Here is a 22,070-nt window from a genome sequence, read left to right on the forward strand (position 1 = left end):
GAAGACGTCATCCGGGAGGAAACTTGATGAGCAAAAAAACGAAAATGAGTCCCCCACAGCTTACGGCTGAATTAATGGAAGCCGATTGGGAGGATGTGCTGGACGATGAGGACCATGAGTTGGTTGGAGCTACGGTGGCGGGCGCATCCTATGAGTACGGGAGTATCGAAAAATGTATTTTATCCAAAGTGATGCTTCGGGGCTGTTCCTTTGTGGGTACCACTTTTGAGCGGATGGACATGACCGACGTCGTGCTGGAAAATTGCGATTTATCCAACGCGGTGCTGGAGAATGCCATTATCCACCGGGTGCATTTTAAAGACTGCAAGTTGACGGGGCTGAATCTGTCCAAAGTGAATGCCGGCTCCGTGATGTTTGAGCGTTGCATCATGAATTTAAGCGACTTCGTGGAAGCCTCCTTGAAGCAGGTGAGATTTCATGACTGTTCTCTGCAGAACGCGAATTTTTACAGCGCCAAATTTAAAGAGGTTGAGCTGCTGAACTCGGATCTGAATGAGGCGGATTTTAACGATACCTCACTGAAGGGAATGGATATCAGCACCTGCACGTTTGAACGCGTAGATATCCCGGCCTATGCCTTGGCAGGCTGCACGGTTTCCCCGGAGCAAGCGATCGGCTTTGCCAAACTGCTTGGCCTGATCGTAAAATAATACAAAAACGCACGTAACACCCGGATACATCCGGCGATATCTCGACGTTACTCGTAAACGTGAATTGCAGGAGGGTTGCTATGCGATTCAAAACGAAACGGGATCCGTTGTTTGTATGCCTTTGGCTATTCTTTCTCTTGGTTGCTAATCTAGTGCTGCTTTGGCCGCTGCTTCTTGATCCGCAAGCGTTAACGCGAACGGAGCTTGTAGGGATCATCGTGCCCGATGCGCTCGTCACCCTATTGCTGGCTTGGTTAGCGCTTGATATCTCTTATGTGATCAGGGAGGATCTGCTGTTTGTCAAAGGCGGGATGTTTCATTCAAAAATTCGTTATGAGGATATCACTCGAATAACGCGGCAACCGAATATCTGGTTGGGATATCGGCTCTTATTCTCGCGGGATGCGATCGAAATCCATTACCGGAACGGTGTCCTGGGCAGCGTCGTCATTTCGCCGGTGGATCAGGAGCGGTTTATTCAAGAGCTGATTCGCCGGAACCCCTCCATCCAAATCGCCGATCAATCCTGAGCAGGGGGAAAAGGGCTATCCTGCCAGCTTACCTAGAACCAAAGGGGCGGAAATTGATATCCGCCCCTTTGAAGCTCAAGCTTAATTTACCTTCGTAAACATCCACTTCTGCGCATCCGTGCCGTTATCGGTCCACTGTTGGACCGCCGCCCCGTCCGCTGTTGAAGCGCCAGACACATCCATGACCAATCCGCTGGCTTTGGAGATCAGCTTGAAATATCCGCCGCCTGCATCTACGATTCGCCATCGCTGTGCATCGGTGCCGTTATCCGTCCATTGTTGCAGCTGCACGCCTGCGGCTGTGCTTGCACTAGGGACGTCCAGCACCTTGCCGCTATGGATGGCGGTCAGCTTATAATAGCCATCGCCCGTGGATTCCAGCCGGAAGCGTTGGTTGCTGGCGGAATAGTTGGTCCACTGTTGAATTTTAGCCCCGTCCGCAGTGGAGACATCCACGACATCCAGTACCTTGCCGCTGACTTTGGAGGCGATGGTGTATACGGCACCGTTCTCAAGGACGGGCGAGGAACCCCCTTGATCCTGATAGACGCGAACATAATCCACAAGCATTTGTGCAGGAAAAGGTGTCGACCCGTTCGGGCTGCCCGGCCAGTTGCCGCCGACGGCGAGATTCAGCAGAATGAAGAACGGCTTCTGGAATTCTTCTGTATTCCCGGTTCCGTTGGCGATATAGATCTCATTGTACTGAACGCCGTCAACGAACCAGCGGATATAGCTCGGGTCCCACTCAATGGAGTACGTATGGAATTGAGAGAAATCCAAATTGCCCGAGGCCCGGCCATAAGAGGCATATCCATTGGCGTCCCAATGGACGGTACCATGGACAACCGATTCATTGTTGACATGTTCCATAATGTCGATTTCACCACAGTAAGGCCAACCGACATCTCTGAAGTTTTCGCCCAGCATCCAGAACGCCGGCCAAATGCCTTGTCCGGTTGGAAGCTTAATGCGGGCTTCGATTTTGCCGTATTGGAAGCTCTTTAAGCCTTGGGTTTTGATTCGTGCAGAGGTGTAGTTTCTTCCTTCATAATTTTCCCGTTGGGCAGTGATGACCAGATTGCCTCCCGTCACCTGTACGTTTTGCGGCCTGTCGGTATAATATTGAAGTTCGTTGTTCCCCCATCCGTTCTGGCCGGTGCCAATTTCGGGCGTCCAAACGCCGCGATTCAACGAGGAACCGTTAAATTCATCGCTCCATACCAACTGCCAGTTGGGAGCCGCGCTTGTCGTGTTGGGGACGGGGACAAAGACGACCAGGAGGGTGAGCACCAGAAAGAGGAGAATCGGTTTACCGCGTTTTAGCATCATGAAAAATCGCTCCTTTCAAGAATGAATGGATTGGGCTAACTTACCACAGGCGAAATTCATACTAAACCGGTTTCGATTTTGATATGATAGCGCTATCATTACATAGATTACCATTTAGAGGTTTGTTTTACAACAACTTTTTTACAGGTTTTTCAAATTGATGGGGTTCTGGTATTCTGGTATCAATCCAAGACGGAACGGGGGAAAGCTATGAATCTGCGAATATTAGAGGAGAGCGACGCGTCGATCTACCAAAGCCTTCGCTTGCAAGGATTGCAGGTAAATCCGGAAGCCTTCGGCTCTACCTTCGAGCGGGAGGCGGACTTTACAATGGACATGGTGACGGAGCGCATCAAACCAACCGAAGACCGCTTTGTGCTAGGCGCGTTCGACGAGCACGGGACCTTAGCCGGCATCGTTACGTTTATTCGAGAAAGTTCCCCAAAAACCCGGCATAAAGGAAACGTGTTTGGTTTATTAGTAACCCCCGGGATGCGTGGGAAGGGGATAGGTCAGGCGCTGATGGAAGAACTCCTTGCGAGAGCCAAGCGGATGGAAGGGCTGGAACAGCTGAATTTAACGGTGGTCTCTACAAATGATTCGGCACGAAGGCTTTACGAATCTCTCGGGTTTCAGAGGTATGGAACCGAGCGAAGAGCCTTGAAATGGGATGGAGCCTATTTTGATGAGGATTATATGGCGTTAAGGCTGGAGTGAGCATGAACACCGCCATCGAGGTCAGATGGAGTCGCGAAAAGCGTATCTTGTATAAAAAAAGAATCGGCAGGTGAGACATGATACTCGCCCTGAAGAGGTTATTTGCCTATTGGATCGATTTCACAATGCTGGCAGTCATTTTGGTGTCTTTGCAATGGCTGATAAATGCCGCCGCTTCCGGCTTTCCCTTCGACGATTTCGACAAGGGGATTGAAATTGAGCTTTGGGTGCTGGCCACGATGTCGTTGCCCGTATGGAGTTATTTTACTGTGATGGAGCTGCGCGATGGACAGACGTTTGGGAAAAAGTGGCTTAATCTACGCGTTACGAACCGCCGGGGGGAGCCGATCCGGTTATGGCAAGCTTTGGCTAGAACGGCGGTGCGCCTGCTTCCCTGGGAGATGACCCACGCCATCATTTTGGTGCCCGAACCTTGGTGGAGCGTGGAAACGCCGGCTCATCCAGGCTGGATTTACTTGCCGAACGGTTTAATGATCGTTTATCTTGTGATATTATTTTCCACTAAGGGAAGCCGGACCTGCCACGATCTGGTTGCTGGCACGAAGGTGAATCCAAGCGCACGAGAGAGGGAGATAACCGATGAAGTATTTTAAGAAGCTGGTGGGGTCCAGACTGTACCTGTCCCCGGTGAATCCGGAGGATGCGGAGACTTACGCTCGGTGGATCAACGATCTAACCGTTTCCATCCGGCTCGGTACTTCCCGTGAAGTGATCGGGTTGCAACGGGAGAAGAGCTTTTTGGAAGACATGGCCAAGGAAGGCCAAAATTACGCGATCGTTCAGCTGGATGGAGACCAACTGCTAGGCAACTGTTCGTTATTTGCCATCGATCATGTCCGCAGAGTGGCTGAGGCTGGGATCTTCTTGGGAGATGAGGGACAGCGGGGGCAAGGGTACGGTACCGAGGCGCTTCAGCTCCTATGCGAATACGGATTCAAGATCCTGAACCTCAACAACATCATGCTGCGCGTCTTTGAGTTCAATCAACCGGCCATCCGATGCTATGAAAAAGCGGGCTTCCGCGTGTTTGGCCGCAGATCGCAAAGCTACTACGTGAACAATACCTACTTCGATGAAATCTACATGGAACTGCTGCGGGACGATTGCCAGACGAATTTTCTGGATGCTAAGCTGCCCCGCCGTGAATAGAACGTGATATGCTGCATGACCCGGCTAAACGTATACGAGAGCCGGGTTGTATTATATGCGGAAGGGAGACGGCAGACGAGGTGGCTCAAATCATTCAGGAGCGGTTTCAGCTATAGGTACTCTGGAGTTACTCTAATATTGAGAGGAGAGGGACAAGGATGAAAGCATCCACTCTGAAGTTTCCTTCCCATTGGAAGACCGAGATGAGCGTAAGATATATCCAAGTCACGGATTCCAATCGAAAGCTGGTGGTTTTGTTTCCCGGCAAAAATTACTCTTGCGATAAACCCACGCTGCATTATGCCGCGCTTGCAGCCAGGGAGTGCGGATATGATATTCTGGCGCTGGAGTACGGTTATCAGGCCGCCCGTAAGGAGCTCGAGTATCGGGAGATCCCGCAGGTTATTGAGGATTGCGAACACGCGATACGGCAGGTCATCGGCAGCTATGAAGAAATTGTGTTTATCAGCAAAAGCTTGGGGACGGTGGTGGCTGGCGAAGTTCATCGCAGATTGGGGGTCAGAGCAGAGGAAATCCGGCATATTTATCTGACGCCAATTTCTGATACCCTCCCGTACATCCATGAAACTCAAGCGGTTGTCGTATACGGTACGAAGGATGATGTGTTTCCACCCGGATTGGCAAGCCGTCTGAAGGCATCCGAACGGCTGAAGATTGTGCCGATCCCCGGCGCTAACCATGTCTTGGAAACGGAACGGGTGGAGGAAAGCTTGGAAATTTTACGAAAGCTCACCGTTTTATATAAGGAAGTACTGCTTGGTGGAGCGGAGGATCAGGACTAAAGAAGAACGGCTGACAACGAACCCACTTGGAGGACAGCATGAGCGAAACTGAAATGTTTGACATCTACACGAAGGATATGAAGAAGCTGGGTACAGCCTCTAGAGAAGAGGTCCATGCAAAAGGGTGGTGGCACCAAACCTTTCATTGCTGGATCATTAAACGGGATGCCCAGGGTGAGATTTATCTGTTATTTCAACGGCGTCATCCCAACAAAGACGTATTCCCGTTGCTATTGGATACTTCCTGCGCAGGTCATCTCCAAGCCGGAGAAGACGCAAAGGACGGTATCCGTGAATTGGAGGAGGAGCTTGGGTTAGCGGTGCCGGTCGAGGATCTGACTTATCTCGGCAGGGTAGCTCAAGAGCATTTTCCTTCACCCGATTTGATCGACCGTGAGGTCAACCATGTCTTTATCTACGAAAATGAAAAGCCCTTGCTCGATTACCGCATCCAGACCGAGGAACTGACCGGGTTGTATTGGGTGGGCATGCTGGCTTTTCAGGAGCTGCGCCGCGGGGAACGCGACGAGCTGACGTCAACGGGAGTTTACGTGGATGAAGCCAACGGGGTTCTGAAGGAAAAACAGGCCACGTGGCGGCTCACGGATTTTACGCCCAATTCGGACGAGTATTATCAAATGTTATTTGACCGGATTACCGCCTTATTCTGAACGCGGCGGGTTTTCTGCTGGGCGTCAGCATATATAAATGGTATAGAAGTGTGCGGCATGAGCTACAAGCAAGGAGGTGACTTCCGCTGAGCAAGGAAAAGAGCTTGCTATACGCTTTTCTGGTCGGCGTTGGTTTTTGTCTGGTTCCTTTTCCGGCGATGGATTTCTTTCTGCTTCGTCCCATCTTCGGGTTTATACGCGCTCTTGGCATGATTGTAACGATCTTCGCCGGGTTATTACTCTTAACGGAATGCTATACACACCTCAAAAGCTATTACGGAAATTTGATCCCAAACCTGGCCATTACCGCCGCTGTGATTCTTGCGCTCTTGCTTATTTTCTATTGGGGATTGTTCTAACTAGCTTCGTATCGGGGAAAGGGGAAAATCCACTTGGAATCCAGGAAGTTTGTTGATGTGAAAATCAAACGGGCCATCGCAGACCAAGCGGAGCAGATGGACCAGCGAACGCTGGCGTTATGGGCGGCGGAATGCGCGGAACGCGTGCTGCCTTGCTTCGAGGCGGCACGGCCGAAGGACCTGCGGCCGCGGCAGGCGATCGAAGCGGCGCGCGCTTGGGTGCGCGGCGAAGTCAGCATGGCCGCGGCGCGCGCGGCGGCGGTTGCGGCGCATAACGCGGCGCATGATGCCGGCCATGCCTCCGCCGGCGCTGCGGCGCGAGCCGCCGGCCACGCGGCGGCTACCGCGCATGTGGCGGGGCACGCGGCGCACAGCGCCACCTACGCCGCCAAGGCGATCGCCTATGCTGCGGACAACGCGGAAGCGGCCAAAGCAAGGGCCGAGCAGGAGCGGCAGTGGCAGCTCCGTCGGTTGCTGGAATTGGGGACATAAGCAATGACGGGGGCGTTGAGTTGAAGTATTTTATGAGCAAATGCAAATCCGGGGGTACCTGGTTTATCCGGAATCTGAGCAAGAGCTGGAGGCAGACAAAGCCTGGTATGTCGAGCAAGGCAGGGACTATGATAAAGAAGCCAAGGAGATGTATAAATGGTTCATTCAACCTCTGATGTTAAAGCATTTCCCTTCCAGCATTCATCCTCAGGTTCTTGATGGGAGCTTCATGAAGACAAGATGACCCAGTCCTGAATTGGCTGCCTGGATCAGGGAGTGGAAAGGCAACTGGGATGCAGAATGGAAACGGCGTTGCGACGAATACAGGGATAGATATGAACAGATCATGCAGAACCTTCCTGCAGACGCTCGGCAACTTTGGGAGAATGTCCGATTTCATGATGCCCGAATCCAGGTATTCACTCCGCGCGATGATGGTTCCGTTGAGATTGTACTTGATGAGGTTGGTAAAGAACAATTCACGCGTCTTATTTTTCAGAACGTGAAATCACTTCGTGTGGAAAAGCCTGAGCTTCTGCAGGGCAGCATGTGCTTGTATGAGGAAATCGATTGGACCGAACCCCATTGGTTTGAGTTCCGGCTGCTGCTCGAAGCTCCGAGGGAAATGCACGAGCTTTCGCTGGTTGCCGGCGGCGTGAACATAGAGTAGTTTATCATTTACGAAGGAGCTAAACCGATGAATCCTACATCATTGATCGTCCGTGAAGCGGAATCCGGTGACCTGGAGACCTTGGTACGGCTGTTTGACGAGTATCGCCAATTTTATGAACAAGCCTCGGATCTCGAAGGAGCCCGTAGTTTTCTGGCGGAAAGGGTAAGCCGGCGCGAATCCGTCGTCTTTCTGGCCATCGATTCGGTCAGCGGGAACGCGATTGGGTTTACGCAGCTGTACCCGTCTTTTTCCTCGATCTCGATGAAACGGGTGTGGATATTAAATGATTTGTACGTGCGGGAGGAATATCGGAACCAAGGTGCGGCGAAGCTGCTCTTGGAAGCAGCAAAATCCCACGCTCAGCGGACGGACGCAAAAGGCCTAGAGCTGTCAACAGCGATCACGAACGTCCGGGCTCAGCGATTGTATGAAACAAGCGGGTATGATCGGGATACGGAGTTTTATCATTATTTTTTGAGCTTGAAGTAAAGGGAGTTATCGCATGACCAAAGTGCTTGTAGTGGATGACGAGGCGAGTATTTCCGGAGCCGTGTCGTATGCGCTTCGGCGGGAAGGGTATACGGTGGAGATGGCAGCGTACGGGCAAGAGGCTTTGGACCAAGTTGAGGTGTTCAAACCGGACGTGATGGTGCTGGACGTGATGATGCAAGCTAAGCGGATACGAGGTTTGCCGCAAGCTGGAGGGGCGGCCATTGCGGCCAGCGATCCTTACGATCCATCTGCTCAACCGGACGGTTCATGCCGGAGATACCCTGATCGATTTGACGCCAAAGGAATTTGATTTGCTGGCGCTCTTGGCCGGTCATCCGGGACGGGTGTTTCTCGGGAAGCGCTGTTGGAGCAGGTGTGGGACATGGATTTCGCGGGCGGCACGACATGCACGTGCAACGGCTGCGCAAGAAGCTGGGCCAGTGGAACGATTGCATACAAACCGTATACGGCATCGGCTATAAAAGCGTGGAGCCTTCGCCATGAAACAGCGGGGCCTAGGGTTTGGTTTGAAATGTAGAGCTGCGCTGCTGCTGGCTTTCCTGCTTGCTGCTGTGATCGCTGTGCTTAGCCTGTTGGTATTGGCCGGGATCCGGGAGGACCAGCGCAAGCGCTTGGAGCAAATGCTGGCCGCAGAGGCGGAAACCGCGAATCTCCGGGTCCGTCAAGAAGCGCTGACGAGCGTATCACCGGCTCCGGACGCGTTTATGGAACTCAGCGGACAAGGCCTTGCCGTCAATTTAGGTGCCGAAAGCGGACTCCCGGTCACATGATATAAGTTGGACGGGACGCTTGCTGGCACCTCGTTGCCGTTTCAGCCGAAGGTGGACGTCCAGGACGCGCTGGTTTATACGGCCAAAGGACAGTCGGCGTATATCACGCAAGGGGATCAGCTATTGTATCTAGCACCGCTATATACGATGGATCAGCAGCCGGTAGGGACGGTCCAATTTCATGTGTCTCTTGCGGAGCAGCACGCTTTTTACGAAAGGATTCGGCGGCTGTTCTGGCTTGTAGGCGCGGCCGTACTGGTTGGGGGATTTCTGCTCGGCTACCTCTATGTCTGGCGGCAGGCCAATGTGATTACGCGGCTAAACCGCGCCGCCATGCGCATCGGGGAAGGGGAGTACCTTCGTGAGCCAACAGTTCGCCGGAAGGACGAGCTTGGCGAATTGGCGTTGGGGATTTTTGAAATGAGCGGAAAAATTGCCACGACCCACGCCCAGTTAACCGATGAGAAAAGCAAGCTGATCGAGGCCGTGACCCGATTGCAGGAGCTGGAGCAGCAGCAGAAGCTGTTTATCGGGAACATCAGCCATGAGCTGAAGACGCCGCTGACCTCGATCCTCGCCTATACGGATCTGTTGGACATGTATCGGGACGACCCGGCGCTGCTCGATGAGGCGTGCCGCCAGATCGGCATGGAGGCGGAACGATTGTACGCGCTGGTTGAGAAATCGCTGAAGCTCTCCTCCATGGACGTCTATGAATTCGAGACGCATGCGGCCTCGGTGGACCTGAAGCCCTTGCTGGAGGAGGCGGCGGCACGCCTGCAGGCGAGGGCAGAGCAGCAAGGCATCCAGATCGTCACCGACCTGCAGGACGGCAAGGTATGGGCCGATGCAGATAATGTGATGCATATGGTGATGGATCTGTTGGATAACGCGGTGAAATATAACCGGCCGGATGCAAATCACGGTCAGGGATACCGGTATCGGCATTCCGCCGGAGGCACAGGCCTGCATCTTTGATCCGTTCTACACCGTCAGCAGCGACCGGTCCAGAGCCCACGGCGGGACGGGCCTTGGGCTGTCGCTGGTGCGCAGCCTTGCGCAGAAGCAGCACGGCTCGGTGAACCTGGCGGCTTCCGGTCCCGAAGGATCCACGTTTGTGATCGAGCTGCCGCTTGAACGTCCGCAGCCTGAGAACGGTGGCTAAGCTGGCTCATTTCAGCCCAGACTTGAATAAGTCGGGGCTTTTTTTGCATCCAAATGCAAAAGTGCAGTTGATTTCTAGGATAACCGCTGGTTTTGAGCCGGTGAAATGCAAAAGTGCATTTGAAATGGGGCGATTTCGCTCCCAAAGGGCGTTTTGGGCCGAAATGAACTGCACTTTTACATCTAGAGGGGCATTTTTCCGTCTACAGCGGGAAATGAACTGCACTTTTGCAGTTGCGGGTGACGTTACAATGACAACCGACGATGCAATCGCAGGAGAGATACATTTACAACCGACATTGCAACCGCAGCCAACGGTACACTCGCAGTAGCCTACATTACAATCGCAACAGACGTTACAATCGCAGTCGATGTTACAAGAACGTTACAAGTCGGATATTTTTATGTGAAAGGTCTTCCCTATACTGAAGTCAACAGGGGGAACCGAATCAGCCGCCCCGAAACAACGGGGGTGAGCGGTATGGACGGCGACTCCTGTGGCAAAACGCAGGAGGTACCTGGAATGAAGCCCCCTATTGGCACCTATGCACTTCAACTTATGGCAGCAGCGCTTGTGTTGGTTATCGTGACGGCTTGCCAGAGGACGAGGTGAAGGTGGAAAAGACCCGACTGGTCAAACCCGGGACAGCGACGGAGGAAGCGCAATTCGCGTATGAGGTCTCGATCGTGAACCTGGTGACTGGCCAGACACGCCAGCCTGCGGGAGAGGAGAAACAGCAGATGGACGGCTACATGCTTGTGAAGGAGACCCCGTCTCCCGATGGCCAGTACCGTTTCATTCAGAAATGGAAGAATAAGTACACGGCCGACAACTTTGTAGAGAATCGCCAAACCGGGGAGATCATTCAAATTCAGGGGGATAACTACCTGGAGCTGGGCGGGTGGCTAAACGATGAAACGTACATTTTAGCTGCCGGATCGATGGAAGGCCGGGGATGAATGGCGTGTATATTTTTGACACCGGCTCCGGGCAAGTGTCCCCGCTCGCTCCTTATTACGCATCGGTCGATCCGCCTCCTCATGCGATCTATCCGTTCAGCTGGAGCCCATCGGGCAAACGGCTGGGCATTACGGTGGACGATCCGAAATCGCTGCTGGTCACTCAAGTGATCGATTTTAAGTAGAAAATTCAAATTCAAATTTATTAAGGGAGAGGAACTAACGATATGAACAACAACATGAAAAAATCAATTCTGGCTTTCGCCGTAGTAGGTATGACCTTATCCGGAGCTGCCGGAGTTTATGCCGGTACGAAATTGCAGAAAATCAACGCCTATCTGAACAACCAAATCAGCATCCAGGTCGATGGCAAAACCTATGCTCCAGTTGACGGGCAAGGCCGTCATTTAGCGCCGATTACCTATAACGGTATGACGTATTTGCCCGTTCGGGCGTTGGCAGACGTGCTGAAGGTCCCGGTAAATTATGATGCGAACAAACAACTGGTGCAGATCGGCAGCGAAACTTCGGAAACCCCAGGATCTGAGACCGGTTTAACTCCAGTGAAGTATACGAATGCCCAATTGGAAAAAATCAAAAAGGCGTTCGCCAAATTCGAATCCTTTGAAACGCCTTACGCGCCCCAGCAAATGGCCCAAGGAGATGCCTTCAAGATGGTGGGCGATTCGGATGACGGCGTGAATCTGATCTTTAATCATATGACGATTACAATTTCCCCGCGGGATTACGCCTATGGATATGAAGGGGAAACGGTCACCTTGTCCAACGGCACGAAAGCCAAATGGTACACACCATCCGACACGCCGATGCTGTCCTTCCAACTGGACGACCGGTTCGTTACATTGAGATCACCGGACGGGAAGTTAAGTTCGTCGCAACTGGAGGAGGTCGCCGTTACCGTTGCGAAGTTGAAATAAAGAGAGAGTAGTCAGAGAGAAGCGAAACAACGATAAACGATATGAAAAAGGTTAACCCATAAGGAATCACGGGAGGTCTGTCGGAGCAGGAATCTGTGTTGCTTCGGCAGGCTTTTTTATATTAGGCAAAAGTTAGGAAATCGGCATTTACTTCCAGTCTTGTTCTAGACTAAGATAGGATTATTGGGCAAATTGAAGGTGATCTGAGGAGGGGAAGCGTAGATGAGTAAAAGAATCGAACAGCTGGAGCTCTTGCTGGAGAAGCTTTCAACAACGGTTAACAGTATCGATGAGGCACCATTTCAGAAGAAACCGTTGCCGGAGAAGTGGTCGAAGCTGGAAATCCTCGGACACTTGTGTGATTCCGCAGCCAATAACCATGTGCGGTTTATGAGGATCCTGACCACGGATGAGCCGGTCACATTCGAAGGATACGTACAGGATGAATGGGTGAGACGTCACGGGTATCAGCATCATTATGGGCGTGAGGAGCTTCTCTTGGTGTGGAACCAACTCAACGGGTTAATCCTGAATGCGCTGCGCAGTTCTGCCGAGACGGATTGGGAGAAACGGTGTTTTTTTACGGATGGCATCTCGATGACTCTTGAGGAATTGCTTGAAGATTATATTCGGCATGCGCGTCATCATCTGGGGCAAATCAGCGATCCTAAGCGTTAAGAAATCCTATGATTTTCCCGGTTCCTTGTTTATATTAGAGACACAACGATGGCAAAAAGAGAGGGAATCTTACGATGTCTGAGAATTTATCGACCAAGGAACCAGCATATGGCCGACGTCGCTTCACGCTGCAGGCGGACTGTGAGCAATGCTTTGGCTTGTGTTGTGCGGCCCTGCCTTTTGCGGCTTCGGTGGACTTCGCTGCGGACAAAGCGGCTGGACAGCCCTGCGGCCATTTGCGGGATGACTTCCGCTGCGGGATTCACGGCAGTCTGCGGGAGCAGGGGTACCGGGGGTGTTCCGTTTATGACTGCTTTGGCGCAGGGCAACGAGTGTCTCAGGTGACTTTCGCCGGGTTAAGTTGGCGTCAGGTGCCCGGATCGGCAAAGCCGATGTTTGATGTGTTCCCGGTCATGTGGCAGCTGCATGAATTGCTCTGGTACTTGGATGAAGCGTTAAGTCTACCTCAGGTCAGTCATTTACATGAACGTTTGCGGATTCGTTATGACGAGACGGAACGGTTGACCTCCGCCAAGCTGGACGACTTGCTCAGCTATGATGTGGCAGCGCATCGCGCGAAGGTCAACGAGCTGCTGCTGGAGGTGAGCAAGCGCGTCCGCGCTGAAGCGCTGCGGAAGGCCGGAACTGCATCCGGACGCCGCAGAAGCTTTGGGCGTGGTGCCGACTTGATCAGCGCCAAGCTGCGGGGCGCCGATTTGCGCGGCATATATTTAAGAGGTGCTTACCTGATCGCCGCGGATCTGCGGGGAGCGGACCTTCGCGGCGCCGACATGATTGGCGCAGACCTGCGGGATGCCGATGTAAGGGGAGCTGATCTATCAGAGAGCCTGTTCCTGACGCAAGCTCAGATCAATGCCGCCAAAGGAGACGCGGCTACCAAGCTGCCTCCCCTCCTCAAACGGCCCTTCTATTGGGAAGGAGCTTCGGGGAGGAAAGAAGCGAGATGAACGATTACCAGGAAAGGGTCGACCAGGTCTGCAAATATATCGATGCGCATTTGCATCACAAGCTCAATTTGGATCAATTGGCAGAATTGTCCCACTTCTCCAAGTATCATTTCTCGCGGATTTTTGCCTCGGTGACGGGGGAGACGCCGTTTGCGTACATCACCAAGCAGCGCTTAGCCCGGGCCGCGGCTTACTTGCGGGAGACCAACCAATCCGTGCTGGAAATTGCGTTGGGATGCGGGTTTGAGTCTGCTTCGAGCTTTAATGCGGCGTTCAAGAAGCACTTTGGTCGTACACCAACCGAGATGCGAGAGCAAGCCCGGCAAGATCGCAATATTTCGCAAGCGGACCGCAATCGGCAGGAAGCCGGTGCCGCGCCAAACCCTTATCATCAAACTGTAAAAAACAATTTATTGAGGAGGGTTTGGCAAATGCAAGCCACGATTGTAGAGCTTCCTTTGATGGAAGTCGCGTATGTGAGACATGTCGGAAGTTATCTGGAAACCTATCAGGCATGGGCAAAGTTAGGCATGTGGGCGGCGCAGCATCAGCTGTTTCCGCCGGAGCAATCTTTTATCGGGATATCTCTGGATGATCCGGCGGTAACCGAAGAGGAGGAATGCCGATACGATGCCTGCGTCACCGTACCGGATACGCTAAGCCGTGCGGATGCGCCGCCGGAGATCGGCTTCCAAACGCTGCCGGGAGGGCTTTATGCCAAGTTTTATTTTTATGATACACCGGATAAGCTTGCGCTGCTGTACCAGAGCATATTCGGAAATTGGCTGCCGGACAGCGAATACGATCCGGATGATCGATACTGCCTGGAGTTTAGCATGAACGATCCGGCGCAGGACCCGCAAGGCAAGGCGAAGGTCGATTTATACATTCCGATCAAAGCAAGGGCATAAGACAAAGAGATATTTTAAGGTGATAGAGAACACAACAGGAGGAGCCCCATGTCTTATACGCATATTTTATTCGACGCGGATGATACGTTATTTGATTACCCGAAGGCGGAAAACCACGCCTTGAGCCGGACGCTCACGGAGGCGGGAATCCCTTGCACCGACGAAGTGATGAAGGCGTACCAGACCATTAACCAGCAACTGTGGCGCGATTTGGAGCAAGGACTGGTGAAGCAGGCCGCTTTGCGGACAGAACGGTTCGCCAGACTGGTGCAGGAGCTCGGATTAACTCCCTGGACCCAGGTAGAGGAGATCAGTGAGCGTTATTTGGAACTGCTAGGGGAGGGAACCTTCCTGCTCGAAGGCGCTTATGAGCTCTGCCGCGATTTAAACGAAGCCGGGTTTCATCTGGCGATTATCACCAACGGCATCAAAAAGGTGCAGGCAAACCGAATTGCCGGATCGGCATTGGCGAAGATGTTCGAGGCCGTCATCGTTTCTGAAGACACGGGGTATTCGAAGCCGCATCCGGGGATTTTTGACTATGCGTTTGAAGCATTGGGGCTTCGGCCATCGGACAAAAGCCGGGTCTTAATCGTCGGTGATTCGTTGACTTCTGACATGAAGGGCGGTTTGAATTACGGGATCGATACTTGCTGGTATAACCCGTATCACCGCCCGAATACGCTTAATTTGCGGCCAACTTACGAGATTCGCCGCTTGGCCGAAGTCAAGACGTTGGTCGGAGTTGGGGGAAGTCCTTCGGTGGACCACTGAAAACAACCATCTGATCGTTTATCATTAGGGTGAGGAGTTGATAGGTATGGCCAGTGCAGGGATCATTGGGGTGCTTCCCGCCCTCCTATTCTTGTTCTATCTCGTTATCGCCGGCTTAGGTTTATATGCCTTGATTCTGTTTATTAAACTGGCCCGTCGGGGGATCGAAGCCCTGGATATTTATCTCCGGGACAACAGAGGAAGGTAACTCGAAATCGCGAAACCAAGGAGGGGCTAGTGCGTGGACGTTCGAATCGCACCCATTTTACCGTCTCAAAGCTCGCTGTTTTTTAATTTATTTCAGCTGTACTTGCATGATTTATCGGCGTTTACCGGCGAGGAACCGGGGGAAGACGGGCGATTTGATCTGGCGAACACTTACCTTTACTTGGAGCGGGAAGAACTGCATCCTTATTTCATCTATTGTTCGGGGAAAGTAGCCGGCTTCATTCTGGTTTGCGCCCCACCGTTTGTGCCCGAGGAGATCGACTTTACGGTGCAGGAGATGTTCGTGCTTCATAAATATCGCGGAGGAAAAACGGCGGAGACGGCCGCCTTCGAAATTTTGCGGCGCTTGAAGGGCCAAATCCGGGTGGAGCAGCTGCAGAATAACGCCATTGCCGTAGCTTTCTGGAAGAAGATTTACCGGAAACAAGGCATCTCTTTCGTCGAGACGATCGAACGCGTGGAAATCGAGGGGTTGCCCGGCCTCCACGAGGTTCTAGCTCAAACTTTCTCGTTGTAAACGAACGCGAATACTCGAATCGGTCTGAAATTATGTATAATGAGAAGACCAACGTATGACCCGGCCCCAGGAAGCAATGATCGGCGGCCGGGCATTTTTGTATTAAGGGGGGATCATCATGCATCTTTTTTCTGCGGACCGCGTGAAGTTCCATCAGAAGCAATCGCCCGTTCCAGAGTTCGCTTGGCATACGAGCGAGCGCTTGGCGGAGCTGGCTGGTTCCAAGCATTTGACGTTTGATATCCGTTCGCTGGATCCGGGGAAGTACTCCTTTCCTTATCATTTTCATCGCAATGCGGAGGAACTCTTCGTCATTCTGGAAGGCAGTGCGATGCTTCGGATGCCGGAAGGGCATCAGGAAGTACATGCCGGGGATATCTTGTTCTTCGAAATGGGGCCCTCGGGGGCGCACCAGCTGTTTAACCATACGGAGAAGCCGTGCAAGTACCTGGATATCCGAACGAACATGGGGCTGGACGTTTGTGAATATCCTGATTCAGGGAAGATCAATATTTTACCCTACCAGGAAGTTTACGAGAGCGCCGGCCAAGTCGATTATTTCAAAGGCGAGGATCAGGTAGCCGCCAAGTGGGGAGCGAAGGAGAACGGGAAAGAGAATGAGTAACCAATGGAGAGATCTAGATGATTGAGATTAGAGAAATTCGAGTGGATGACGCTGAGCGTTTTTTGAAACTATGCCTGCAACTGGACCAAGAAACGAAATTTATGCTCTATGAACCGGGAGAACGTACCACGACGGCTGAGGAACAGCGGGAGCGGATTCAATCGATCCTGTCCGAGGTTGGCTCCACGATTCTGGTAGCGGAGGATCAAGGCCAGTTGGTGGGTTATTTGGCCGTGTTTGGCGGGCAGGCAAACCGAACGAAGCATGTGGGTTACATCGTGGTTGGCATCACTCAAGCCTACTCGGGCAAAGGGATAGGAACACGCTTATTCCAGGCAGCTGAGGCATGGCGTGCGCAGACGGAGCTCACCAAGTTCGAGTTAACGGTGATGATCCCTAATGAACGGGCCGTTGCCCTGTACAAGAAAATGGGATTTGAAGTCGAGGGCGTCAAACGAAATTCGATTCGAGTGGATGGAAACTACGTTGATGAGTATTATATGGGCAAAATATTTGAGGCCTAATCCTTAAGTCCAGCGGTATGATGTCAAGCTGTTGATTTAATCGAATTGGAAATTTCCCGTGCCTGTTGAGCGCGGAGTCACGAAAAAAGGGCGCATCAAACCAAACCCAGCCAAAAACCATGTCAGATACCAGATTTTTACTGGGAATTCGTGAAGGACTAAGGCAAAGGAGGCGTTAATCCTTGGCGCTATTCACCTTCCTTCGAGGCGTGTAGAGTTGGCCGCTGCGTAGCAGCACATCGACCAGACGCACGAGTTTTCTTGCCGTTAAGACGAGGGCGCGTTTGTGTTGATTCTTGGGCACTTCGTGATACTTCTTCCGGTAATATTCACCGAATTCTTCATCGCGCATCCTAACCGAGTTGGCAGCTTCAACGAGGTAGTAGCGCAGGAATCGGTTGCCGGATTTGATGCGGGCGGTGTCCTCCGCCTCGAAGACGCCGGACTGGTGCCTGCGCCACGTCAGACCCGCGTACTTGGCGACGGCGGCTTGATCCTTGAACCGTTCAATATCGCCGAGTTCGCCGAGCAGACCGGCTGCATAGACTTTGCCGATGCCGGGCACTGACAGCAAGCACTGAGCGCCTTGAATGCCGTCGAGGACCCGCTCGATCGCTTTGTCGAGATCCTTGAGCTGCTTCTGGATGCTGCGGATGGATTCGATGGAGGTGCCGAGCACCAGGTCAATCGAATCCTCCACGACCTTGGACAGCCGATAGGAGGCGCGGGCAGCTTGCTGAATGCAGCGGGCGACCCGCTCGGGATCGGGGAAACGATTGCGTCCCTTGTCCCGCAGATAGTCGGCCAGATCGGCCACGTCCATCTCGGCGATGTCATCGAGGCTGAACTTCTCGGAGAGCATCTCCATGAGCGCATGGCCAAACACGGAGCTGTCGACCTCGGTTGTAAACGCATTGCACTTGTAGAACAGGTTCTGCAAGAAGTACTGCTTCTCGCGAGCCAAGTTATGGACCAAGTGGAAACGCATGCGCGTGAGGCGTTGAAGGGCGACATACTGCTCCTGCATGACGATGGTGGTCGTCAGGCGGCCGAAGCGCAGGCGATCCGCAATGACCCAGGCGTCGAGCCGGTCGGTCTTGTCCATATCCGCATAGGCTTCTCTGAACTTGCTGATGAGCTTGGGGTTCAAGGTGAACACCTTGGCCTTGCGCTCTCGAAGCGCTGGATCCTGATGCAGGTACATGGCAGGGTGCCAGCTGTAGACGGAAGTGGCTTCCAAGCCGATGTGAATCTCGGTGACGGCCAACTTGTCCGCTGCAGCGACGATTTGGTCACGCAAGTGCGAGGCGCCATTCAAATTGTTTTTGACGGTGAGTGTCTCAAGCTTGTCACCGTCAGCGTTCATGAAACACGCTTCGAGCTCTTGCGAGCTCACGTCAATACCGACAAAAAGCTTCAAGTGAAATTCCTCCTTTCGCTAGGGATTCAGGGAATGGACGCTCCGGGATGCCTCCGGCGCACGCGCAGATCTATCACCCTCGCGTATGAGGACACACTTCGGGCCATGAGCTGCCCCGGATCTGCTAAAACCGGGCATGGGATGCCGAAGGGAACAGCCAGCGGGTAAGAAGCTCAGACGCGTACCGGAGAAACAGACTTAAGGAGTAGACGATGCTACTGGAGGCAGAAGGATTTCCCCGAATGGACCCTACGTTCCATTGTCCAGAGGCATACCGGAAAGTCCAGTCCCTGATGGAATTTTCAAAGAACAAGCTGGAAATTTGGAGGCTGTTTTCCATCCCCCGGGGGGATGGAAATGAACCTAAAAGAGCTTTTTAAAGATACTATACGAGGAGGCGAAAGCATGATTCAGTGTCCTTGGTGCGGAGAACAGGTCATATTGGTTGGTGACGTCTGTCCTGAATGCAAACATGAGGTGCTGCCTGAGCATCTGGAAGGATTCCCCGGACCGGTATCGGGCGATCCTGTTGACCCTCCTCGGGTTGGGGATTACTTCGATTTGGAAGAGGTGCTGAAGCGTCGGTTCAAATGCAGCAAGTGTGGAAACCAGGAAGCTGCGGTGAAAGAAGTGGCCATGACCGGTACCGGCTTAAGTAAACTGATGGACATTCAGCATAACCATTATTTATTCGTCTCCTGCCTGAACTGCGGTCATGTGGAAATCTACGATCCGGATGTGCTTCGGGGACAGCCATCGGGTAAATTTTCGACGATATTGGACTTATTATTTGGAGGCTAACGATGAAACGAACGGATGTCGTATATCTGTTAATTCCCGATGAGACGAGAACCAAGGTGCTCATGGTGCAAAATGAAAATGAAGCCTGGACGCTGCCTGGAGGGGCGGTTGAGCCTGGCGAAACGCTGCAGATGGCGGCGATCCGCGAAGGGAAAGAGGAGACAGGGCTGGATGTCGAGGTGCACGGGATCGTGGCCGTCAATGAATTCGTACATATGGACAACGAGGAGCATGTCATCCTGCTGACGTTCCGGGCGGAAATTACGGGTGGCGAGCTTGAGATCACCCGTCCGGACGAGATTTTGGACATCGCATGGGTCGACGTGGAGCGCGCGGACGAACTGATGCCATATTATCCGAAAGGGATTAGCTCCATCGTGGCAAAAGGGGTGGAAGTCACCTATTTCGATGAGGGGCGGATATGAGCAAGGCTGCGATGGACAGACAGGATGCTGTCCTGCCGCAGCCTCGTCCCGACCGTCTCAAATTAGGCATCCAGTGAAGTTGCCTTCCGCCGGCTGAAGCGCAGCTGGATCACGAGAAACAGCAGCGCAATAAGTAGCGGGTAGAGCATGGCCCAACCGGTGAACGGAAATACGACGGCTGTAGCCGCAAACGAAATCCAGCTGAGAACAACGCCGGTTCGGCTGCCTTTGAGGAGACGAATTCCCGCAGCGCAGCCGCCCATGTACGTCAGAATAAAAGTCGCGTTCGGAAACTGGATCAGCGTGCTTAGAGAGACCGTCCCGGTACCGTAAAGCAGCATGACTGCCGTAAAGCAGAACATCAGAAACAAGAGCGAACCCGTTGGCGTATGAAACCGAGGAGACAACGAGTTCCACCATTTCGGGGCGTTTCCTTCGCGGGACATCGCGTAAGCCACCCGAGCAGCGGCTCCGGTATAAGCGATGATTCCGGCCATGCAAATGAACAACCCGGTGACCCCCGCGACAATGCCGCCCCAGGAGCCCAGCGGCTGGCTGATGATCCAGACCATCGAAGACTCCGAGCCGCCTTTCAGGTAGCTTTGCGTGCCAACCGTGGCCAGCGCAGATAGAAAATATAAGATCCCTACGATAATCGCAGCGGCGGTCACTCCTTTGATCGCCGCTTTTTGCGGATCCTTAAACTCCTCGGACAAGTGCGATACCGCCTCCCAGCCAATAAAGCACCAGAACAGCATGGAAGCCGCCTGACCCACGCTGAGCCAACCATTTGGCATAAACGGGGTGAAATGGTTGCTTTCCATCCTTGGCAGCGCGGCTCCGAAAGCAAAGATTAATACAGCGGCGATGGCGATGACGACCGCGATCTGGATTTTGCCGGCAAGCTGCATGCCGATCCAGTTCATCAACAGGCCGGCAGCCAGCATCGCCGCAGCAACGGCCAGCTTGGCTCCTTCTCCCCAACCCAGCGCAGCGGTTAAATACCCGGCACCAGTTAATGCGGCGACCGGGGCACCAATCGGCACCGACATGAGGAAAAACCAGCCGACCAGTGTCCCCGCCTTATCTCCATAAGCCAATGTGACGAAGTGAGACACGCCCCCGGCATTTGGATATTTGGCTGACAGGAGGCCCATCGACAATGCCATCGGTAAGATTAGCAATGTCATGAATCCCCATGCGAGCAGGGAGGCCGGTCCGGCCATCTCCGCCGCCAGGCCCGGTACGATGAGCACACCAGAGCCCAGTACAGCGCCGATGTATAAAGCGATAGCCTGCGGCAGGCCAATTCCTTTTTGGAGTTTGCTGCTTGTTTGTTTCATGAAGCGATTCCTGCTTTCGTTGTGTTTTTTTCTAGCGTATCAGATAATAGATCAATAGAAAAAACAGAATTATCGAATTTAATCCATTCGAATTTCCGATGGGAGAGGATGAACGTATGGAATCGCGTCATTTGTTTACATTTTTGGTGGTGGTTGAGGCCGGCAGCTTTACCCGGGCTGCCCAGCAGCTGGATTATGCGCAGTCCAGTGTGACGGCGCAGATTCAGGCTTTGGAGGCAGAAATCGGCTTGCCGTTGTTCGATCGAATCGGCAGAAAAATCGTCTTGACTGATGCGGGCCGGCGGCTGCTTCCTTACGCGCAGGAGATCGCCAAAATCCACGAAATGGCCAAAAATGCGCTGCACCCCGCGGCCGAAATGGCAGGATCTCTTAAAATCGGCGCACCGGAATCCCTGGCCGCGTTCCGATTGCCGGAGGTGATTCGTCATTACCGGCAACGTTACCCCCTGGTGCAGATCGTGCTTAAGCCCGGTCAATGCTGGGAATTAAGGGATTTGGTGCGTTCGGGGGAACTGGACGTGGCCTTCCTGCTGCAACCGGAGGTGGAAGATCGGGATTTGCAGATCGAAACGCTGGTTCATGAACCGATGGCGTTGGTAGCTCCGGCCGACCATCCGTTAAGCCATGAAGCAGAGGTTGTGCCGGATCAACTGAAGGATCAGACGATCCTGCACACCGAAAGCGGCTGCTCTTATCGAACTTTATTTGAGCGTTACTTGAACAGCCATGGTGTTTTTCCCGACCCGAATTTGGAGTTCTGGAGCATCGAAGCGATCAAACAGTGCGTGATGTCCGGGCTGGGAGTCTCCTTCTTACCGCTGGTCACCGTGCGCAGTGAGCTTGCGGAAGGCAAGCTGGTGAAGCTGAATTGGAATGACGAATCGCAGCGGGTGGCGACGCAGTTGGCATTACACCGGAAGAAGTGGCGATCCCCTGCGTTGGAGCAATTCGTCTTGATGATTCGGGAACAAGCGGAGCGATGGCGGGAAGAAGCCGCTTTGTAGTCCTGACATAAGGTTATACAACATAATTTCGTTAATTTTCGCCAATACTCCCTATAGTTTACTAAGAG

The 22,070-nt window shown here is 53.0% G+C and carries 27 protein-coding genes and 3 pseudogenes; 27 read left to right on the forward strand and 3 right to left on the reverse strand.

The window, feature by feature from the left end; translation table 11 throughout:
- Positions 1-26 precede the first annotated feature (26 nt).
- Positions 27-671: a pentapeptide repeat-containing protein gene (locus U9M73_RS03965; RefSeq protein WP_323076382.1), complete on the forward strand. Its 645-nt coding sequence runs from the start codon at positions 27-29 to the stop codon at positions 669-671.
- A gap of 80 nt (positions 672-751) precedes the next feature.
- Complete coding sequence (locus U9M73_RS03970) at positions 752-1,201, forward strand: PH domain-containing protein (RefSeq protein WP_009222888.1); 450 nt, start codon at positions 752-754, stop codon at positions 1,199-1,201.
- 81 nt (positions 1,202-1,282) lie between these two features.
- Here the strand turns inward: U9M73_RS03970 and U9M73_RS03975 are convergent, their stop codons facing one another.
- On the reverse strand, positions 1,283-2,530 hold the full coding sequence (locus U9M73_RS03975) for an RICIN domain-containing protein (protein ID WP_036643901.1): 1,248 nt from the start codon (positions 2,528-2,530) through the stop codon (positions 1,283-1,285).
- A 213-nt stretch (positions 2,531-2,743) separates the two neighbouring features.
- Here U9M73_RS03975 and U9M73_RS03980 point away from each other — a divergent pair, with 213 nt between their 5' ends.
- The 22 genes and pseudogenes from U9M73_RS03980 to U9M73_RS04095 all read left to right on the forward strand — a co-directional run bounded on the left by U9M73_RS03980 (position 2,744) and on the right by U9M73_RS04095 (position 16,988).
- Complete coding sequence (locus tag U9M73_RS03980; RefSeq protein ID WP_009222890.1) at positions 2,744-3,250, forward strand: GNAT family N-acetyltransferase; 507 nt, start codon at positions 2,744-2,746, stop codon at positions 3,248-3,250.
- A 77-nt stretch (positions 3,251-3,327) separates the two neighbouring features.
- The gene (locus U9M73_RS03985; protein WP_323076384.1) at positions 3,328-3,864 is read left to right on the forward strand and encodes an RDD family protein; all 537 of its coding nucleotides are present in this window, start codon (positions 3,328-3,330) and stop codon (positions 3,862-3,864) included.
- Entirely contained in the window at positions 3,851-4,420 is a 570-nt protein-coding gene (locus tag U9M73_RS03990; RefSeq protein ID WP_009222892.1) for a GNAT family N-acetyltransferase, read from the forward strand. Before U9M73_RS03985 ends, U9M73_RS03990 begins: the two co-directional genes overlap by 14 nt.
- Before the next feature lie 158 nt (positions 4,421-4,578).
- Positions 4,579-5,223, forward strand: a complete 645-nt coding sequence (locus U9M73_RS03995; protein WP_009222893.1) for an alpha/beta hydrolase — start codon at positions 4,579-4,581, stop codon at positions 5,221-5,223.
- A gap of 38 nt (positions 5,224-5,261) precedes the next feature.
- Positions 5,262-5,894 carry an NUDIX hydrolase gene (locus U9M73_RS04000; RefSeq protein WP_009222894.1) on the forward strand — a complete coding sequence of 211 codons (633 nt, stop codon included), beginning with the start codon at positions 5,262-5,264 and terminating at the stop codon, positions 5,892-5,894.
- A 104-nt stretch (positions 5,895-5,998) separates the two neighbouring features.
- Positions 5,999-6,253, forward strand: a complete 255-nt coding sequence (locus U9M73_RS04005; protein WP_009222895.1) for a hypothetical protein — start codon at positions 5,999-6,001, stop codon at positions 6,251-6,253.
- Positions 6,254-6,280: 27 nt separating this feature from the next.
- Positions 6,281-6,745 carry a putative immunity protein gene (locus U9M73_RS04010; RefSeq protein ID WP_260071420.1) on the forward strand — a complete coding sequence of 155 codons (465 nt, stop codon included), beginning with the start codon at positions 6,281-6,283 and terminating at the stop codon, positions 6,743-6,745.
- Positions 6,746-6,785: 40 nt separating this feature from the next.
- Positions 6,786-7,415 (forward strand): annotated as a pseudogene (locus U9M73_RS04015) (DUF4085 family protein).
- Positions 7,416-7,457: 42 nt separating this feature from the next.
- Positions 7,458-7,907, forward strand: a complete 450-nt coding sequence (locus U9M73_RS04020; RefSeq protein WP_036643904.1) for a GNAT family N-acetyltransferase — start codon at positions 7,458-7,460, stop codon at positions 7,905-7,907.
- Between the two features lie 13 nt (positions 7,908-7,920).
- Positions 7,921-8,414 (forward strand): annotated as a pseudogene (locus tag U9M73_RS04025) (response regulator transcription factor).
- A pseudogene (locus U9M73_RS04035) lies at positions 8,411-9,866 on the forward strand (sensor histidine kinase). The pseudogenes U9M73_RS04025 and U9M73_RS04035 overlap by 4 nt, the downstream one beginning before the upstream one ends.
- A gap of 614 nt (positions 9,867-10,480) precedes the next feature.
- Complete coding sequence (locus tag U9M73_RS04045) at positions 10,481-10,825, forward strand: hypothetical protein (RefSeq protein WP_323076390.1); 345 nt, start codon at positions 10,481-10,483, stop codon at positions 10,823-10,825.
- The gene (locus tag U9M73_RS04050) at positions 10,822-11,010 is read left to right on the forward strand and encodes a hypothetical protein (protein ID WP_036643716.1); all 189 of its coding nucleotides are present in this window, start codon (positions 10,822-10,824) and stop codon (positions 11,008-11,010) included. The genes U9M73_RS04045 and U9M73_RS04050 overlap by 4 nt, the downstream gene beginning before the upstream one ends.
- Before the next feature lie 42 nt (positions 11,011-11,052).
- Entirely contained in the window at positions 11,053-11,763 is a 711-nt protein-coding gene (locus U9M73_RS04055; RefSeq protein ID WP_009222901.1) for a stalk domain-containing protein, read from the forward strand.
- Positions 11,764-11,985: 222 nt separating this feature from the next.
- The gene (locus U9M73_RS04060; protein ID WP_260071967.1) at positions 11,986-12,441 is read left to right on the forward strand and encodes a DinB family protein; all 456 of its coding nucleotides are present in this window, start codon (positions 11,986-11,988) and stop codon (positions 12,439-12,441) included.
- Between the two features lie 74 nt (positions 12,442-12,515).
- Positions 12,516-13,409: a pentapeptide repeat-containing protein gene (locus tag U9M73_RS04065; protein ID WP_323076391.1), complete on the forward strand. Its 894-nt coding sequence runs from the start codon at positions 12,516-12,518 to the stop codon at positions 13,407-13,409.
- A complete protein-coding gene (locus U9M73_RS04070) occupies positions 13,406-14,320 on the forward strand; it encodes an AraC family transcriptional regulator (RefSeq protein ID WP_260071966.1) in 915 nt (304 codons plus the stop codon). Before U9M73_RS04065 ends, U9M73_RS04070 begins: the two co-directional genes overlap by 4 nt.
- Positions 14,321-14,368: 48 nt before the next feature.
- Positions 14,369-15,094: a YjjG family noncanonical pyrimidine nucleotidase gene (locus U9M73_RS04075; RefSeq protein ID WP_260071965.1), complete on the forward strand. Its 726-nt coding sequence runs from the start codon at positions 14,369-14,371 to the stop codon at positions 15,092-15,094.
- A gap of 46 nt (positions 15,095-15,140) precedes the next feature.
- Positions 15,141-15,302 carry a hypothetical protein gene (locus tag U9M73_RS04080; protein WP_009222906.1) on the forward strand — a complete coding sequence of 54 codons (162 nt, stop codon included), beginning with the start codon at positions 15,141-15,143 and terminating at the stop codon, positions 15,300-15,302.
- A gap of 33 nt (positions 15,303-15,335) precedes the next feature.
- Entirely contained in the window at positions 15,336-15,839 is a 504-nt protein-coding gene (locus U9M73_RS04085; protein ID WP_009222907.1) for a GNAT family N-acetyltransferase, read from the forward strand.
- Between the two features lie 118 nt (positions 15,840-15,957).
- Positions 15,958-16,464, forward strand: coding sequence for a cupin domain-containing protein (locus U9M73_RS04090; protein ID WP_323076392.1), 507 nt, complete (start codon positions 15,958-15,960; stop codon positions 16,462-16,464).
- Between the two features lie 17 nt (positions 16,465-16,481).
- Entirely contained in the window at positions 16,482-16,988 is a 507-nt protein-coding gene (locus U9M73_RS04095) for a GNAT family N-acetyltransferase (RefSeq protein WP_323076394.1), read from the forward strand.
- A 175-nt stretch (positions 16,989-17,163) separates the two neighbouring features.
- Here the strand turns inward: U9M73_RS04095 and U9M73_RS04100 are convergent, their stop codons facing one another.
- Entirely contained in the window at positions 17,164-18,408 is a 1,245-nt protein-coding gene (locus U9M73_RS04100) for an IS110 family RNA-guided transposase (RefSeq protein WP_016310842.1), read from the reverse strand.
- A 405-nt stretch (positions 18,409-18,813) separates the two neighbouring features.
- Here U9M73_RS04100 and U9M73_RS04105 point away from each other — a divergent pair, with 405 nt between their 5' ends.
- Positions 18,814-19,209, forward strand: coding sequence for a zinc ribbon domain-containing protein (locus U9M73_RS04105; protein WP_083791395.1), 396 nt, complete (start codon positions 18,814-18,816; stop codon positions 19,207-19,209).
- Between the two features lie 2 nt (positions 19,210-19,211).
- On the forward strand, positions 19,212-19,634 hold the full coding sequence (locus tag U9M73_RS04110) for an NUDIX hydrolase (protein ID WP_009222911.1): 423 nt from the start codon (positions 19,212-19,214) through the stop codon (positions 19,632-19,634).
- A 62-nt stretch (positions 19,635-19,696) separates the two neighbouring features.
- On the opposite strand, the gene U9M73_RS04115 is transcribed toward U9M73_RS04110, so the two are convergent.
- On the reverse strand, positions 19,697-20,977 hold the full coding sequence (locus U9M73_RS04115; protein ID WP_009222912.1) for an APC family permease: 1,281 nt from the start codon (positions 20,975-20,977) through the stop codon (positions 19,697-19,699).
- A gap of 116 nt (positions 20,978-21,093) precedes the next feature.
- Between U9M73_RS04115 and U9M73_RS04120 the strand changes: the two genes are divergently transcribed.
- Positions 21,094-22,002, forward strand: a complete 909-nt coding sequence (locus tag U9M73_RS04120) for a LysR family transcriptional regulator (RefSeq protein ID WP_260071866.1) — start codon at positions 21,094-21,096, stop codon at positions 22,000-22,002.
- Positions 22,003-22,070: the final 68 nt, after the last annotated feature.

Source organism: Paenibacillus phoenicis (assembly GCF_034718895.1).
GTDB lineage: Bacteria > Bacillota > Bacilli > Paenibacillales > Paenibacillaceae > Fontibacillus > Fontibacillus phoenicis.